At 63.6% G+C, this 15877-nt stretch carries 12 protein-coding genes; 4 read left to right on the top strand and 8 right to left on the bottom strand.

Translation table 11 applies throughout. The annotated features are described in order from the left end of the window. Positions 1–355 precede the first annotated feature (355 nt). The 4 genes from DyAD56_RS01660 to DyAD56_RS01645 form a co-directional block, all read right to left on the bottom strand. Positions 356–1135 (bottom strand): glycosyltransferase family 2 protein, encoded by a 780-nt coding sequence (locus DyAD56_RS01660; protein ID WP_102300983.1) that lies wholly within the window; start codon positions 1133–1135, stop codon positions 356–358. Continuing rightward, positions 1132–2403 (bottom strand): O-antigen ligase family protein, encoded by a 1272-nt coding sequence (locus DyAD56_RS01655; protein WP_102300982.1) that lies wholly within the window; start codon positions 2401–2403, stop codon positions 1132–1134. Before DyAD56_RS01655 ends, DyAD56_RS01660 begins: the two co-directional genes overlap by 4 nt. Before the next feature lie 60 nt (positions 2404–2463). After that, a complete protein-coding gene (locus DyAD56_RS01650) occupies positions 2464–3591 on the bottom strand; it encodes a glycosyltransferase (protein WP_102300981.1) in 1128 nt (375 codons plus the stop codon). Between the two features lie 97 nt (positions 3592–3688). Beyond that, positions 3689–3895: a zinc-finger domain-containing protein gene (locus DyAD56_RS01645; RefSeq protein WP_074548296.1), complete on the bottom strand. Its 207-nt coding sequence runs from the start codon at positions 3893–3895 to the stop codon at positions 3689–3691. Between the two features lie 214 nt (positions 3896–4109). Here DyAD56_RS01645 and DyAD56_RS01640 point away from each other — a divergent pair, with 214 nt between their 5' ends. Then, the gene (locus DyAD56_RS01640; protein WP_102300980.1) at positions 4110–5369 is read left to right on the top strand and encodes a Yip1 family protein; all 1260 of its coding nucleotides are present in this window, start codon (positions 4110–4112) and stop codon (positions 5367–5369) included. A gap of 59 nt (positions 5370–5428) precedes the next feature. Here the strand turns inward: DyAD56_RS01640 and DyAD56_RS01635 are convergent, their stop codons facing one another. Further along, positions 5429–6022 (bottom strand): YceI family protein, encoded by a 594-nt coding sequence (locus DyAD56_RS01635; protein ID WP_102300979.1) that lies wholly within the window; start codon positions 6020–6022, stop codon positions 5429–5431. 52 nt (positions 6023–6074) lie between these two features. Continuing rightward, positions 6075–6668 carry a malonic semialdehyde reductase gene (locus tag DyAD56_RS01630; protein WP_102300978.1) on the bottom strand — a complete coding sequence of 198 codons (594 nt, stop codon included), beginning with the start codon at positions 6666–6668 and terminating at the stop codon, positions 6075–6077. A 139-nt stretch (positions 6669–6807) separates the two neighbouring features. Between DyAD56_RS01630 and DyAD56_RS01625 the strand changes: the two genes are divergently transcribed. Beyond that, a complete protein-coding gene (locus DyAD56_RS01625; protein WP_102300977.1) occupies positions 6808–7794 on the top strand; it encodes a mitochondrial fission ELM1 family protein in 987 nt (328 codons plus the stop codon). Here the strand turns inward: DyAD56_RS01625 and glnE are convergent, their stop codons facing one another. Then, entirely contained in the window at positions 7795–10647 is a 2853-nt protein-coding gene (gene glnE, locus DyAD56_RS01620; RefSeq protein ID WP_102300976.1) for a bifunctional [glutamate--ammonia ligase]-adenylyl-L-tyrosine phosphorylase/[glutamate--ammonia-ligase] adenylyltransferase, read from the bottom strand. 277 nt (positions 10648–10924) lie between these two features. Here glnE and DyAD56_RS01615 point away from each other — a divergent pair, with 277 nt between their 5' ends. Continuing rightward, on the top strand, positions 10925–12784 hold the full coding sequence (locus tag DyAD56_RS01615; protein WP_102300975.1) for an LTA synthase family protein: 1860 nt from the start codon (positions 10925–10927) through the stop codon (positions 12782–12784). A gap of 243 nt (positions 12785–13027) precedes the next feature. After that, on the top strand, positions 13028–13321 hold the full coding sequence (locus tag DyAD56_RS01610) for a hypothetical protein (protein WP_102300974.1): 294 nt from the start codon (positions 13028–13030) through the stop codon (positions 13319–13321). Between the two features lie 65 nt (positions 13322–13386). Here the strand turns inward: DyAD56_RS01610 and DyAD56_RS01605 are convergent, their stop codons facing one another. Beyond that, positions 13387–15786, bottom strand: a complete 2400-nt coding sequence (locus tag DyAD56_RS01605; RefSeq protein WP_102300973.1) for a TonB-dependent receptor — start codon at positions 15784–15786, stop codon at positions 13387–13389. Positions 15787–15877 lie beyond the last annotated feature (91 nt).

Genomic DNA, 15877 nt, shown 5'->3' with positions numbered 1-15877 from the left:
CGTGATACCCAACCAAGGACGGCGAGTGTAGAACGCGCATGCAATGCCACAACAAGAACAAACGCCAAAACGTGCTGTTCGGCGTGAACGATTCATCGAAACGATTCAAATCATGGCGTTGCCGCGTACTTCCGCGTTGTATCAACAACACACGGACCATGACCGTACTAACGCAACTTCATTCGTCCAAAGTTGAAATTGACGGTCGCTTCACGACGCAATGGCTTCATTGCTCAAGCGTTCTTCGATGCAAGTAATTCCGGCCATGCAAGAGCTTGCGTCTCGCTGTACCGCGATCTAAACGCGCACTGAATAACGCAGCACCGCGGATGACGCAAATTGCGCTACCAAACGCTTAGCGCGGTGCTTTCTTGGACTGTCGCTCGGCCTGTTCACGAGCCTCGTGCAACTTGGCGTATTTCAGGAATGCGTAGAACGCACCGGTAACGCTGGCGATAAACCCGGCCCAGCCATTAAGGAAGTAGCGCTTACCGATGTACTGGCGCAGAAAGAACACCGGCGGATAGAACACCATGCGCAGGCCGGTGAAGCGCTGCTGCTTGCGCAGTTTGTACGCCACCATACCGGTGGTGTAGCGGTTGATCTTCTCCACGCGGGTAGCGATGTCACCGTCGCCGTCGTTGACGAAATCGGCACCCCGAAGCGTTTTCACCGGGCCGTGCACTTCAACGGCGGCGTGCACCTCGACGTCGTTCATACCGCCGCGACGGCGGTCGAACAATCGCAGGTGTCCGTTGCGCCAGCTCCAGCGGTGCTGCACGGTCCAGAACATGCGCTCGCGACGCGGCAGGCGATAACCTGCATAGCGTGGCTCGCTCAGTGCGCGCTCGATCTCCTCGCGGGTGCCCGGCGAGAGAATCTCGTCCGCGTCCAGGTTGAGGATCCAATGGTGGCTGGCCATGTCGTAGGCGCGCTGCTTCTGCGGCCCGTAGTCATCGAACGGATGTACGGCCACGCGCGCACCATGCTTCCGAGCAATGGCGACGGTATCGTCCGTCGAGCCCGAATCGAGCACGACGATTTCCTCGGCCCAGTCCACCTCATTGAGGCATGCGTCAAGCGTGTCGGCGTTGTTAAAGGTAATGACCACCACAGACAGCGGCTCGCGCGTCATGCGGCCTCTCCCTGCCGCGCCGGAAACACGTAGAGCGCCGCGCACCAAAGGCCCAGCAACCAGGCAAACAGCAAGCCCCACCAGGCCGAATAGAACGCCAGGTGCGTGTTGAGTGGAAACAGCATCACGGCCAAGGCCAGCGTGACCGGGAATGCGCGCTCGCGAGCGCCCTTCCCCACGCGACGCCATGCACGAAGTGCGAGGCCAATAGCGGCGAGCCAGCACAGCATGCCAAGCACGCCGGTTTCGGTGAGCACTTCCAGCAACCACTGATGCGCGTGACACGCACCCTCGCCGGGCCCACACGCCTCGAGCGAAACCACGAAATGATCGTCAGAGGGTGCGTAGTGTGGATAGGCATAACGGTAGGCGCGGACGCCAACACCGTTGATGGAATGCGCTTCGAACATCGCGATGCTGGTACGCCAGATGTCTAGCCGCCCGCTCAACGCCATGTCCACCGACTGCCCCGAACCGCCCAGCGCCTGCAGCGAGCGATCCATACGCAACTGGAATCGCTCGGAGGTTTTCCAGGCGATACCACCGGCAAGCAGCACCACCACCACGAGGCCACTCGCGAGCGCCATGAAGCGAAGCGGTGAACGCGCGATGCGCCACGCGAAGCCCAGTGCCACCAGTGCGTAACACAGCCAGGATGCACGCGACCCCGACATCAGCACCGGCCCGAGCAGCAGGAAAAAAGCGGTGAGCACGCCCTTCGTTCCCCAGCGACGCTGCGCCGCCCACAACACAAAGGGCGCGAGCACCGACAGGCTGGGCCCGAGCTTCAGGTTGCCTGCGCCGAAGATCCCCGAGATGCGCTCAGGCTCCGCATGTCCCCCGAGGCTCCAGCCGGTCAGGATCTGCACCCATGCATCCAGCGCCCATAGCGCCAGCACCACGGCCACGGCCTGATACAGAGCATCAAGCTTGTCCTCGCGACGAATGGCGAAGCAGGCATAGAGGCCCAGCGGGGCATAGCGCAGCAACGAGGCCACCGTGCTCCAACTCTTGCCTGGAGCGACCGAATCCACGGCGGAGATGAGCGCCGCGCCAACGTAGCCGGCCAGCAGCCACAGCAACAGACGGGCGCCTTCATGCTCACGCAACGCAGCGGGATGTCGCACGAACAACATCACGGTGCCCAGCAGGCACAGCAACGTGCCTAGCTCGGCGCTGCGCCCGAAGGGCAGCAAGGCGATCACCAGCCAGAACGGCAACAGCGGAGAGCGCAGCCAGGCCTTCAGGGATGCAGCGATAGGACTCATGCGTGGGTCAACAAGGGCGATCCGCGCATTGTAGGTGAGCGCGTCGACCGGAGCGCTGCGTCAGGCGGCGGTGAGCTCGTCGTACAGGGCCAGCGTGGCCTGCTGCATATCGCTGAGGCGATAGCTCTGCAGCATCGGGATAGGCGGAGCCACGCGCAGCAGCTCGGCTGCGCGCTCAACCAGTCGCTCGCGGTCCGCTGGCGGCACGCGGCCGGCCGGGTACAGTTCGGCCAGCAGCTCGCCCACGCCGCCGTGCGCGTAACCCAGCACGGGGCGGCACAGCGACAGCGCCTCGATCACGGTGCGGCCGAACGACTCGGGTTTGTTCGACAGCTGCAGCACCAGCGAGGAAATGGCGTAGATGTCGCGCACGTCGCTGCGGGGTGGCGTCATCACCACCTGCGCGTCCAGGCCACGGGCCCGGACAAGGTTGCGCAGCTCGTCCACGTAGGCTTCGCGGCCTGGCTCGATCACACCCAGCAAGAGCAAGCGCACGTCGATGCCGCGACGCTTCAGCTCAGCGACTAGTTCGATGGCGTCGTGGTGGCCCTTCAGGCGCGTTCCACGTCCCGGCAGGGTCAGCAAGGGCGCGCCGGCCAGGGCCGGAAATTCGGCGAAGAACGCCTTGCGCCAGCCGTCGTCGGGCCGATGCCCATACGGAAAGGCGTCCGGATCGATACCCCGCGGAATCACCCGCACGCGGCCCGGTTCCAGCCACGAGTAATGGCTGAGCATGAAATCGCGCAGGGTCTGCGAAACGGCAATGACGCGCTCGCCCCGCAGCAGGATCGCGCTGTAGCGCCCCGGCGAATTGAGCCCATGCACCGTGGTCACGAAATGTGGCGCCGGCTTCATACCCTTGAGGGCCCACCAGCCCAGCCAGGCCGGCAGGCGGGACCGCGCATGCACGATGTCCGGCCGGAGCTCGCGCAGCAGCTTGCGCAACTGGCCTACCTTCATGAAGGTACCGAGCGACTTGCGGCCGATATCCAGGGTGATATGACGGCTACCCTCGGCTTCCAGCTGGGACACCATGCGGCCACCGGCAGAAATGACGATGGATTGATGCCCCGCCTGAACCAAAGCACGCGCAATCTCCAGCGCAGACCGTTCCGCCCCGCCCGAGTTCAGGGCGGGGATCAGCTGAACGATGGTCAGTGACCTCGCTGGTGTGGCGATTGCTGACATGATTTGTTCAAAAGGAGCCTTCATTCCTAGAGGCAAGCAGCAATCGTGCCTAAACCGGCGCGCTAGATTGTTTCAGTTGTAACGGATGGTGTTTGAATCAGTCCCGCAGCACGTAATGCGCGCCGCAATAAGGACATGTGGATTCACCGCCGTCCTCGACGATCGGCAAATAGACCTTCGGGTGGGAGTTCCACAGCGTCATGCCGGGCATCGGGCAGGACAGCGGAAGGTCCGAGCGCGTCACTTCGTAACGATTTTCGGCATTCGCCGGGATCAACGGGGCAGCCGCAGGGGAACGCGACATGGGGTCAAACTCCATCAGGACACCAGACCGCCCATGTTAGCAGGCCGGCACTGGAATCCGCCGACATAGGACATAGTGCTAGCGACCAATGTCGGGGGCCTTCGTAGCGGCCGAGAATGCCCATCGGCCCGAATCAGGCGGGGGGAATCGAAGGGCTCGCAATCCGACAGTCCGTGGATGGCGGGCGCGTGCCCATTCTCGTACAGAGATCGTCATGGACTTCGCCAAAATCGTCGGCCGCATCAAGGCCATCCTCGGCTCGCCACGGACCGAATGGCCCGTCATCGCCGCAGAACCCGCCACCATCGGCGGCCTCTTTCGCAACTACATCTGCATCGTCGCTGCGCTGCCTGTCGTCACCCAGTTCATCAGGGGCACCCTGATTGGTCACGGCGGCTTCGGCGTGCACGTGCACACCCCACTGGGCATGGGCCTGCTCGGCATGATCCTGCACTACGCACTGACCTTGGTGGTGACGTACGTGGCGGCTCTCATTGTCGACGCACTTGCCCCCACCTTCGGCGGCACCAAGGACCCGGTGCAGGCGCTAAAGACGGTGGCCTATGGCTGGACCGCGGGCTGGGTGGCCGGCATCGCCATGATCATTCCCTGGCTAGGCTGGCTGGTCGCCATCGCCGGCCTCATCTATGGCATCTATCTGCTCTATCTTGGCCTGCCGCACACCATGCGCTGCCCTACCGACAAGGCGGCTGGATACACCGCAGTCACCGTGATCGCCGGCATCGTGCTGAGCTGGATCGTTGCCCTCGTCGTGGGCGGAATTTTCGGCACGGCGGCGCTCACTGGTGCGTCGACCACCGGCATGCACGTCACTCGCAGCGATGGCACAACGGTAACGGTCGACCCGGACAGCGCACTCGGCAAGTTTTCCGCCATCGGCGCCAACACGGCTCGTGCCGCAAAGGATTTGGATAACGCGCAAAAGACCGGCGACGTAGCCGCGCAGCAGACGGCCATGGGTAAGCTGATGAGCGGCGACGGCAAGACGGCAGCGACATCGCTGTCACCCCAGACGCTGCAAGGCTTCCTGCCCGACGAGCTGGACGGTATGAAGCGCAGCGACTTCAACGCCCAACGTTCCGGTGCCATGGGTATGCAGATCTCCACGGCGCGTGCTACCTACAGCGACGGCCGCGTCCGCACTCTGCAGATGGAAGTGGCAGACGCGGGCAACGTGCGCGACATGGCCGCCGTGGCCAGTCCGGCAACACCCACCACGGAAGACCAGACTGACCGCAGCTACGATAAAACCTATACCGACCACGACCGCCTGGTGCACGAATCGTGGGATGTGCAGACCAAGAGTGGCGAGTTCAGCGTCGTGGTAGCCGATCGCTTCACGGTCAAGGCAAGCGGTAATGCCGAGGACATCGACGAACTCAAGCAGGCGGTGAACGACCTGGACCTGGGCAGGCTCGCCCTGCTGAAGAACGCGGGCATCGGCGATCACTGATCCCATAAAGAAAAAGCCCGCGCTCATGGCGCGGGCTTTTTCACTTACGACGTTCGTGCTTACTTAGCGGCGTCGGCCTTCGGCACCGATGCTTCGGTGGTGATGTGCACCTTGATCTCGTCGCTCACATTCGGCACGTAGGCACCCATGCCGAAGTCAGAACGCTTCAGCGTGGTGGAGGCGTCGAAGCCCACCGTCTGCACCTTCATCATCGGGTGCTCACCGCTCTTGTTGAGCGTAGCGTCCAGCGTCACCGGCTTGGTCACGCCGTGCACGGTGAGATCACCCGTGACCTTGTACTTGTTGCCACCAGCGGCCTGCACCTTGGTGCTCTTGAAGGTGATGGTCGGGTACTTGTCGGCATCGAAGAAGTCCGGCTTCTTCAGGTGCTCGTCGAGCTTCGACACGTGCGTATCGAGGTCGGTCAGCGGCAGGGTCACGTCGACGGAGGACTTGGACACGTCCTTGTCGTCGAACACGATGGTGCCGTCGCCGATGCCAAGGTTGGCGGTCGGGTTGGAGAAACCGAAGTGGTTCCAGCTGAACAGGACCATGGTGTGGCCCGGATCCATCTTGTAGGTCACCGGGGCGGCCTGGACGGACACGGCGGCGCTGACGAGGCCGGCGAGAACGAGGTAACGAAGTGCACGCATGGGTTGAATCTCCACAGGGTTGGGGGTTGGCGAACCGATGACGAACAAAGCGTCAGGCGATCCGGCAAGCTTCGTCGAACGAGAGGCGCGGGCTGCGCGGGAACAGGTCGCGGCTGGCATCGCCGTAGCCGAGGTTGACCAGGAAGTTGGACTTGACCGTGGTGCCGGCAAAGAAGGCCCCGTCCACGCCGGCACCGTCGAAGCCGGACATCGGGCCGCAATCCAGGCCCACCGCACGGGCAGCCATCATCAGGTAGGCACCCTGCAACGAGCCATTGCGGAACGCGGTGACATCGATCAGCGCCTGGTTACCCACGAACCAGCTGCGCGCGTCGGCATGCGGAAACAGCTGCGGCAGCTTTTCGTAGAACGCGTGGTCGGTGCCGACAATGGCAGTGACCGGCGCGGCCAGGGTCTTGGCACGGTTGCCGTCAGACAGGAAAGGCGCAAGCTTTTCCTTGGCCTCCTTCGACTTCACGAACACCACGCGCATCGGCGAGGAGTTGGCGCTGGTCGGACCAAACTTGGCGAGCTCGTAGAGCTGGCGCAGCTGCTCGTCCGTCACCTCTTTCGGCAGCCAGGCGTTGTACGTACGGGCCGTACGAAACAGTTGATCGAAGGCGGCCTCGGAAAGCTTCTCGCTCATGGGTATCCTTTGGGCATAGGGACGCAGCGCGCCGGGATCGGCGCAATGGCGTGCAGTGTAAGCGCGGTCGCGGGAAAACAGGACACAGGCCAATGAAACGAACTGTGCTGTCCAGGGAAACAATGCGGTGGACAGACGCATGCTGAAACTGCATGGCGATTGCTGGGTCATCACCGACGGCGCCGCCGGCAACCAGCGCCAGGCACTGGCGCTGGCCGAGATGCTGGGCATGCCGGTCCGCCACCTTCAGCTCGAACCCGCCGCACCCTGGTCCTGGCTGGCGCCCCGCCTGGCCCTGGGCGCGCGACTCGCGCTCGATGCCACCCAGCGCCGCCAGTTCGCCGCGCCCTGGCCGACCGTGGCCATCGGCTGCGGCCGTACTGCCGCGCTGTATACACGGTTGCTGCGCCCGCTAAGCGGGGGCACGTGCTACACGGTGCAGATCCTCGACCCACGCGTGGATCCCAGGCACTGGGACACAGTGATCGCCCCGCAGCATGATCAGCTCACTGGCCGCAATGTCATCCGTCCGCTGGGCTCGCTCAATCCGGTGGATGAGGTATGGCTGCAGGACGGCCGCGACGCGGACCCCGCATTCGCCAGCCTGCCCCAGCCCCGCGTCGGCGTGCTGCTGGGCGGGCCACGCAAAGGGGTGACCTTCAACGAGAGCTACATCGACCAGTTGATCCACGGCCTGCACGCACGACGTCGCCTGGAGGGTGGCAGCCTGCTGGTGATGGCGTCACGGCGAACACCTCCGGCGCTGGTAGAACGCATGCGCCAGGGGCTAGGCGATGTCCCCGGCCTTGTGTGGTCGGGACATGACGACGGCAGCAATCCCTATCCGGGTGTGCTGGGTTGGGCGGACCGCCTGGTGGTCACGCCCGACTCGGTCAACATGCTGTCTGAAGCCTGTGCCGCAGGTTGCCCCGTACATACGCTCGTGGTGGGCAGCCTGCCGGACAAACTCGAACGGTTCCACAAGGCACTGCGCGGAGCGGGCCTGTTGCATTCGCTCGACGCGACGGACACACCACCGGTCCCGCCGCTACGCGTGACAGCGGCCATCGCCGCCACGCTGCACGACCTTATCGCGCTGCGGCAGGGCGAAACGGACCGAGACTAGTCAGAACAAGAAACCCAGCTCCGCCGTCACTTCACGCACATGGGCACTTAGCCGCTCCAACTCACCATCTCGCGGCGCAAGGCGCGAACGCAGGTCGAGCGTGCAGGCGAGTGCGCGATGCAACAGCTCCGCATGTGCTTCGGCGAACAGACCCGCCTGCCGGCCGTCGAGCAGACCGGCATTTCGGCACGCTTCGATCAATCCGGCGTTGGCGGTGATGCTCAACAATGCAGGGCGTTCCGAAGCATGGGCGAGCACCAGCCCCTGCAAGGCAAACTCAATATCCAGCAGGCCGCCGTGCCCCTGCTTGAGATCGAACCACTGCGCATCCGAGCGATCGCGCTCTGCACGCCAGCGCTGACGCATGCTGCTGACTTCGTGCAATACCGCGGAGCGCTCACGCGGCACCGCCAGCACCTCGCGACGCACGACGGAGAGATCCGCATGCAACGAGGCATCGCCGGCGATCGGTCGCGCGCGCAACAGCGCCTGATGTTCCCAGGTCCACGCACGGCTCTTCTGGTACGCCTCGAATGCATCGAGGCTACTGACCAGCAAGCCCTTGGAACCATCGGGACGCAAACGCGTATCCACTTCGTACAAGCGCCCCGCGCGTGTCAACACGGTCAACCAGTTCATCACGCGCTGCGCGAGACGCTGATACCAGCGCGAACCTTCCAACGGGCGAGGGCCGTCGCTCATGGCGTGTGCGCGCTTGCCGTCGTAAACAAACACCAGGTCGAGATCGGAGGCAAATCCCAGTTCCTCGCCACCGAGGCTGCCGTAGCCCAGTACCGCAAAGCCGATCCCGTCGCCGGGCAAGCGGCCATGTTGTGCAGCCAGTTCACGCTCAGCCAGCGCGGTGACGGCCAGCACGATCGATTCGGCCAGCACCGCCAGGCGCCGTGCGGTCGCCACCGCATCCGCCCTTCCGTCACTGAAGGCCAGGCCCAGGCGGAACGCCACGCTGGCCTTGAATTCGTTGAGGCGCTCCAGTTCCGCTTCCGCCTCGCGATCGTCCAGCGTCGCCAGTACACGCGTGATCTCGGCACTGATGTCGGCCCGCTTGAGCGGCAGCTGATCGATCCGCGGGTCGAGCACGTCGTCAAGCAACAACGGTTGCACGATTACTCGCTCTGCAAGGAAAGCACTTTCGGCGAACAGCTTTGCCAAACGCAACCGCGCCGCTGGCTGCTCTTCAAGCAGAGCAAGGTATGACGAACGCCGCGCCACCGCTTGCACCAGTCGACACAGACGCAACAGACAGGCCACGGGTGCCATGCTGTTGCGCGCCACGGCGATCAATTGCGGCATCAGGCGATCGAGCTGCTCGCGCGAGCGCTGCGACATAGCCCGCACCGATGCGGCCTGTGAAAGCTTCACCAGCGTCTCGGCCACGTCCACGCCCGGCGCGAAACCCGAGGATTCCATTACGCCTGCGTCGAGCGTCTCCGTGCAGGCACGCTGCCACAACGCAACGTCGACCACCGGCGCCGTCGCGGTGCGGCCGCCCTGCGGCATCAACACTTCGGCGAATTCTTCGCTGACCTTCGCGCGATGTTGCGCGAGTTGCTCTTCCAGTTCTTCCCACGAAGCATGGCCCAGCCCCAGCGCAATGCGCTCTCGGCTGAGCGAGTCTTCCGGTATATCGTGCGTCTGCGCGTCGCGTAGCATCTGCACGCGATTCTCCACGCGGCGCAGGAATACATAGGCTTCGCGTAACTCACGTGCGCGCGCTGCGCTGATATGTCCACGCGCCTCGCAAGCCGTGAGCGCGGGAAGCAGGCCGCGCACACGCAGGCTGGGCTCGCGGCCGCCGCGAATCAGTTGCACCAACTGCACCACGAATTCGATCTCGCGAATGCCGCCGGGTCCCAGCTTGAGGTTATCGGCCAGATCCTTCCGGGCAACCTCCGCATCGATCAACGACTTCATCTCGCGCAATCCCGCGAAGGCGGTGTAGTCGAGATACTTGCGGTAGACAAACGGGCGCAGCAGATCCTGCAGCTGTTTGCCAGCGTTGCGATCACCCGCCACGGGGCGGGCCTTGATCCATGCATAGCGCTCCCAGTCGCGCCCTTCGCTCTGGTAGTACTGCTCCATCGCCGAGAACGGTAGGGCCAGACGGCCCGCATTGCCAAACGGCCGCAGGCGCAGGTCTACCCGTGCGCAGATACCGTCGACGGTGGGCTCGTTGAGCAGGCGCACCAATTGCCGGGTCAAGCGTACGAAGTACTCGCTATTGTCGAGCGATCGCGCACCGTCGCTTTGCCCACCGTGCGGATAGGCGAGCACCAGATCGATGTCAGACGAGAAATTGAGCTCACTGCCGCCCAACTTACCGAAGCCCACCACCACCATGCGTTGCAGTTCACCTTCATGGCCCCGGCTATGTCCGTAGCGCGCGACCAGCGCTTGCTCGGACCAGCGCAACGCCGATTCCAGCAGCACCTCGTACAGCACACTGGTCGCCGACAAGGTCTCGGGCAGTTCATCGAGACCATTTACGTCGCGGAAGACCAGACGCAGCGCTTCGGCATGGCGAAAGCGCCGCAGCTCCGTAAGACAGACGGTCTCGTCGGCCGAAAGTCGAAGCGCTTCGATACGTGCACTGGCATCGCTACCGGAACGAAGGCGCTCAAGGCCTTGCGGCGCAAGCAACTGCGGCTGCCTGAACCAGGTATCGAAAGCGAAGTCACTGGCGAGCAGCGTACGTCGGATGCGTTCGGCGACACCGGCGTCGTCGTGCAGCGGTACGCCCATCTGGCGACAACGCGCGATCAGCTCGCTGTAGCGATCGTCGATCAGCGCACGCAGTGCCGGGGATTCCGTGGGCTTGGTCATGACAGTCATCCGTCCATTCTGCCGCAGTGCCACATGTATTGCTGCGCCCGCACACGTTCAGCCTGCGGCGCAACATGACCGCTACGTGACCAGAGGCCGGGTTAGCGTGCACGTCCGCGGCGCGTGACGCGTTGCTCAAAGTCAAGCCATTCCGCCACGCGCCAAGGCGGCTCTCAACAAATGGTTCAGATCCGGGCCATTACATTCCTGTGTCCGAGCCATGACAGCCATCCACTAGGGTGCCATGACCCCGTCAACGACTCCGCCAGCGCCTCGCGCGCGCTCCATGTCCGCCCGCCTCGCGCTGATCGTCGCGTTGGGGGCGCTGTTCACGCTGCTGACCGGTGTGGTCGACGGCGGTATTGGCGTGAGTCCGACTCAGGCCCTGAGCCAACCGATCTACCTCATCGCCAATGCATTGCCGGGCCTGCTGTTTGCCTCGCTGCTGCTGGTGCTGAGCCGACGAGTGTTTCTTTCCTTCGGGCTCGCTTTCCTCACGCAGACGGTGGTCTATGCCGTCAATGCGCTCAAGGTGAGCAATCTCAATACGCCGCTGATGCCTGCGGATTTCCGCATGCTGGGCCAATTGCGGCGCGGCGGATTGAAGCTGCTGGGAAGCTATCTCCCAGCGAGCCCGTGGCCCTACCTCGCATTGGCAACCGCCGTCGCCGTCATCGTGATCGCGTGGCGCATCGAACCACCGATGTTCGCCCGGCGCACGCGCGGCAAACGGCTCGTCTCCGGCGTGGCCCTGCTCGCCCTGATCGGCACCCTGCTTGCCGGCATGCCGGGATGGATGAAGATTTACGGCGGACACCACCTGTGGCTGGAACCGTGGTCGGCTACCGCCACCGCCGAACACTCGGGCCTGGTCAGCTCGCTCATGATGTTCCACCTGAATCAGGGCCATGCGCGCAAGAAGCCCGACACGGCGGCGGCGCAACAGTTGATCGATCGCTCCGATGTCGCCCTGCGCGAACGGTTGCAGGCGCCTGTGCGCAACACCGGCGAAGCGCCCGACATTGTGGTGATTCAGAGCGAATCGTTCTTCGACCCGTCGATCATGAAGGGTTACGAGAACACCGACCTCACGCCGAACCTGCACCGGCTTGCTGCACAAGGCGAAAGCGGCCCACTGCACGTGCCCACCTATGGCGGCGGCACCATCCGCACTGAGTTCGAAGTGCTCACCGGTTTGTCGCTGCGCTACTTCGATGATCTGCAGTTCCCGTACTTGCAGATGAATCACAAAGTGGTCCCCAGCATGGTGCGCGTGCTGCGCTCCCACGGCTACGAGACCATCGCACTGCACGGCAATGATCCCGGCTTCTGGAACCGCACCACGGCCTTCCAGGCCATCGGCTTCGATCGGTTCGTGTCGCGCTCGTCCTTCCCGGCCAACGCCGCTTCGGACGGTCAGTACATGGCCGACAGCGCCATGACGGACGAGATCATGGCCCAGCTGAAGAACGCCGGCCCGCCGCAGTTCCTGTTTGCCATCAGCATCGAGGCGCATGGCCCCTACGACGTGCCGCCTGCCAACGCCGCCGAGCGCGACGCCATTCCCGTGCCCGAAGGCATCACTGGCAAGAACAAGCTGGAACTGCAGAACTACCTCTACCACATGCGGCACGCCGATCAGGAACTCGGCCGGCTGGCGGAACTGATCTCGCATCGCGAGCGCCCCACCCTGCTGTTGTTCTATGGCGACCACCTCCCGGCACTGACGGATACCTACCGCACCACCGGCTTTGTCGACGGCAAGGACATGCTCAGTCAGGCCGGCACCTGGTTGCTGATCGACCCGCGCAATCCGATGCAGGCAAAGCGCGAGTCGCTGGCCTCGTGGATGCTGCCTGGACGCCTGCTGGAACAAGCCGGCGTACACGACGACGCGTACTTCGCGCTGACCCAGGTGATTGCGCCGCAACTCGCTGCACTCACCCATGCTCCGGGTGCACCGCTGGAAGCGGAAGACCACTCCGAGCAACAGGAAGACGACGACATGGCCAACGTCGCCCTGCTCCGCATGAAGGGCAAGCTCGGCCCGATGCTGCCCAAAGCCGCGATGCAGACCGCTGGCTTGCTGGAAGATGCCCGGCTTTTCCCCGTAGGCGAGAACGAGCCAACCGGGGCCAACCAATAACGACATCCTAACGGACCTATTGGAATGGACGTCCAAACGAAATGAGCGCGGCGGCGGTTTCGCGGGTTTTTCAAGCGGTCGAAACCCGTTTTTCCACGCATGAAATAACGTGGATTCATCGATCTGTCTGCTCGCTTAAGGGAGACAGTTTCGTTCAGGTTCGGTAGAGCGATGGGCGTCTAGCTTGGATCCCAGCCAGGAAGCAACGCCTTCGCTGGCATCCCCACATTGGAGGTTCACCTCATGCGTAAGACCATGCTTGCCGCTCTCCTCGTCACCGCCGCTTCCGTCCTGACTGTCCCGGCGTTCGCGCAGGACGCCGCTCCGGTAGCGAAGACCGAAGCCAGCGCGACCACCGCGGGTGCGGCAGCGAAGGACACGGCCAAGTCGACCACCGACGCCGCCGCCACCAAGGCCACAGAAGCCGGCCACAAGGCTAAGCACAGCAGCCATAAGGCCAAGGCCGCCGCCACCGACGCCACCAAGACGGACGCCACCAAGGCAGACGCCGGCGCACCGGCCACGCCGAAGCAGTAAATCGTTCCGCACGAGTGAACCCAAACCCCCGGGAGGCGACTCCCGGGGTTTTTCGTGTTCGTGTATCAGAAGTCGTAGGAGCCCGAAAGAACTACGCTGCATCGCGTGCGCAGCGGCAAAAAGGTTTCGTTGAAATCCGGGGCGTACAAAGTGCGCGAAAAAAGATTCTTCACGCCTAGCGACATGCGCCAGTGATCGGTGCGATACGACACGTTGGCATCCACCTCGGCCTGCCCCGGCGAGGGGAAGTAAGTGGAGTAGTCCAGGCTTTGCCCGAACGAACGGCTGCGCGCCTGCACGCCGCCAGCGATACCCCAGCCTTTCAGTGCCTCGCTCTGGAACCAGTAGCTTGCCCACAGGTTGAAGCGCTGGCGCGGCGCGCCAGTGGGCGCAGTGCCGTCGTGGTTGCTGATCTCCGCATTGGTATAGCTGCCGGTGATATCGAGGCCCGGCATGACCCGTCCGGCGAACTCGACCTCCAAGCCCCTGTTGGTCTGCCCCGGTCCGAAGCTCGCGACGTTGGGGAACGTTTCGAGGAACAGGTAACTGTGGTCGAGCATGATGCGGTAGAGCGATACCGACAGCCACGCCTGCTGATGGAACAGGTTGAGCTTGGTACCCACCTCCAACTGGCGCGAAAGCGCAGGCACCAGCGGCCGCCCGTTCTCGCCGAGGTAGGACAAGGGCTGAAAGCCATTGCTCGTGCCAGCATAAAAGGCAACGTCAGGGGTGAGCTTGTAGACGACACCCGCGTTCGGCACCCACTTCGTGCGCCGCGGCGTCCACGGATTCCCCTGCATATCAGTAGTCGATACCTCGTAGTACGAACGACGCACCGCCAACAACATGTCCCAGTGCTCGCCGAGCGACAGCTGATCCTGCAGAAACAGGCCGCTGTTTACCGACCAGGGCGTGCCGGCGATGGGCACATTGTCTTCCGGCTGCATGACAGCGGATACACGCGGCAGAGCCGGACCTGTAAACAGGTTGTACGTATCCTCGTCATCGTGCACGAAATCATCGGCGTGTCCGACGCGCGAACGTGAGTAATCCATGCCCAGGGTGACCGTGTGCGTCACCGGCCCGGTACCGAAAACGCGGATCAAATCGTTCTGCAACGAGTAATAGGCGTCGCTGTACTTATAGGCTTCGGCTTGGGGGAATGCATCACCGGAAGGCGTGGGGTTGTATAGCGTCCAGCTTTGCGCATCGTTGCGCTGCTGGACAAATTGCCCGCGGCTACGCCAGGTCCATGCATGCCCCAGCTGCTGGTCGAGCAAGTAATACAGACGGTTGGTCTGGTACTCAGCGTAGTCGTAGGCATTGCCGGTCAGCAGACTGAACGGCGTGGCCGTGCCGACCGTATTACCCAATATCACGGCATGGTCGGGCATAGGCAGGCGATCGACAATGCGCTGCACGCCCACGACCAACTGCGTGCTTGACCCGGTCCATCCGATGGACGCTGCCAGATAGCCGCTGCGACGGTTGCGATAGCCCTGCGGCGAACGGTCAGCGTAATCGCCTGAGACCACCAGCCGATAGGTGAGTCCCGAGCCTTGCTTCAGCGGACCCGCCAGGTCCAGCGCTGCCTGCGCTCGCCCGTTCTCGCCCAGTGTGTAGCTAAGCTCACGCACCGGCTCGCTCTGCGGCTGCTTGGTGGTGACGTTGATCAGGCCACCAAAGCTGTTGCCATTGGAGTCCCCAAGGATGGTCTGCGGCCCCTTGATCACCTCCACGCGCTCCAACCCCACCAGCGGAGGAAAGTCGCCCGAGCCCACGTTGCTGTTGGGCATACCGTCGATGAGGCCTTCGCCGGTATTGAAGCCGCGGATCTGGAACAGCGGCAGGCCGCTCGAGTCTTCGGCGTATGACACGCCGGCCACATTGCGTACCACGTCCTGGACGGTAAGCGCCTGTTGCGAGGCCATCAGGTCGCGTGTCACCACGCTTACCGATTGGGGCACGTCGATCAGCTCAGCATCGTTGCGCGAGCCGACGCTGGTCAGCGACGCCTTGAAACCGACATCGCGCCCGACCAAGGCATCGGCCTCGACCGCCGTCAGCTCCTTGATCTCGTCCTGTGGGTCTGACGACGACGCTTTCTTTCCTGGCGCAGCGGGCGCGGTCACCACGACTGTGCCCTGACCGGTGAACTCATAGGAAAGGCCGGTCCCGTCCAATAGACGGGCAAGCGCGGCATCCGCCGTCAAACTGCCGGTGGCGCCCTGCGAACGGAAGCGTGCGACGGTGCTACCCGCGGTCAACACCTGCACGTTGGCCTGCTTGCCGAAAGCGATCAACGCCGTGGCGAGCGGCTGCACGGGAATCGCGAAATCGATGGAGTGCGCCGGCGGCGAAGGCTCCTGGGCGGCGCGCGGGCCAGCGAGGCAGCTGCCCGGCACGGCCAGACAGACCCACGTCAACAGGCTGCCGGACAGCAGCAGCGCCGCACCTTTCCTCATAGCCCCCGTTTCTCGCCGAGCGAAAGTCGCGAGTGTGACACGCGTCGGGGACGTTGTGTGTCTATGGCAACCGAATGAACGCTATCTTTCG

The sequence above is a fragment of the Dyella sp. AD56 genome, assembly GCF_002878475.1.
Classification (GTDB): Bacteria; Pseudomonadota; Gammaproteobacteria; order Xanthomonadales; family Rhodanobacteraceae; genus Dyella.
The sequence above is the reverse complement of the archived record's forward strand: the minus strand, read 5'-3'. Positions and strand labels throughout refer to the sequence as shown.

Excerpts from the sequence above, each read along its gene's own strand:
- DyAD56_RS01660 (WP_102300983.1), bottom strand. The coding sequence starts at position 1,135 with ATGACGCGCGAGCCGCTGTCTGTGGTGGTCATTACCTTTAACAACGCC.
- DyAD56_RS01655 (WP_102300982.1), bottom strand. The coding sequence starts at position 2,403 with ATGAGTCCTATCGCTGCATCCCTGAAGGCCTGGCTGCGCTCTCCGCTG.
- DyAD56_RS01650 (WP_102300981.1), bottom strand. The coding sequence starts at position 3,591 with ATGTCAGCAATCGCCACACCAGCGAGGTCACTGACCATCGTTCAGCTG.
- DyAD56_RS01645 (WP_074548296.1), bottom strand. The coding sequence starts at position 3,895 with ATGTCGCGTTCCCCTGCGGCTGCCCCGTTGATCCCGGCGAATGCCGAA.
- DyAD56_RS01640 (WP_102300980.1), top strand. The coding sequence starts at position 4,110 with ATGGACTTCGCCAAAATCGTCGGCCGCATCAAGGCCATCCTCGGCTCG.
- DyAD56_RS01635 (WP_102300979.1), bottom strand. The coding sequence starts at position 6,022 with ATGCGTGCACTTCGTTACCTCGTTCTCGCCGGCCTCGTCAGCGCCGCC.
- DyAD56_RS01630 (WP_102300978.1), bottom strand. The coding sequence starts at position 6,668 with ATGAGCGAGAAGCTTTCCGAGGCCGCCTTCGATCAACTGTTTCGTACG.
- DyAD56_RS01625 (WP_102300977.1), top strand. The coding sequence starts at position 6,808 with ATGCTGAAACTGCATGGCGATTGCTGGGTCATCACCGACGGCGCCGCC.
- glnE (WP_102300976.1), bottom strand. The coding sequence starts at position 10,647 with ATGACTGTCATGACCAAGCCCACGGAATCCCCGGCACTGCGTGCGCTG.
- DyAD56_RS01615 (WP_102300975.1), top strand. The coding sequence starts at position 10,925 with ATGTCCGCCCGCCTCGCGCTGATCGTCGCGTTGGGGGCGCTGTTCACG.
- DyAD56_RS01610 (WP_102300974.1), top strand. The coding sequence starts at position 13,028 with ATGCGTAAGACCATGCTTGCCGCTCTCCTCGTCACCGCCGCTTCCGTC.
- DyAD56_RS01605 (WP_102300973.1), bottom strand. The coding sequence starts at position 15,786 with ATGAGGAAAGGTGCGGCGCTGCTGCTGTCCGGCAGCCTGTTGACGTGG.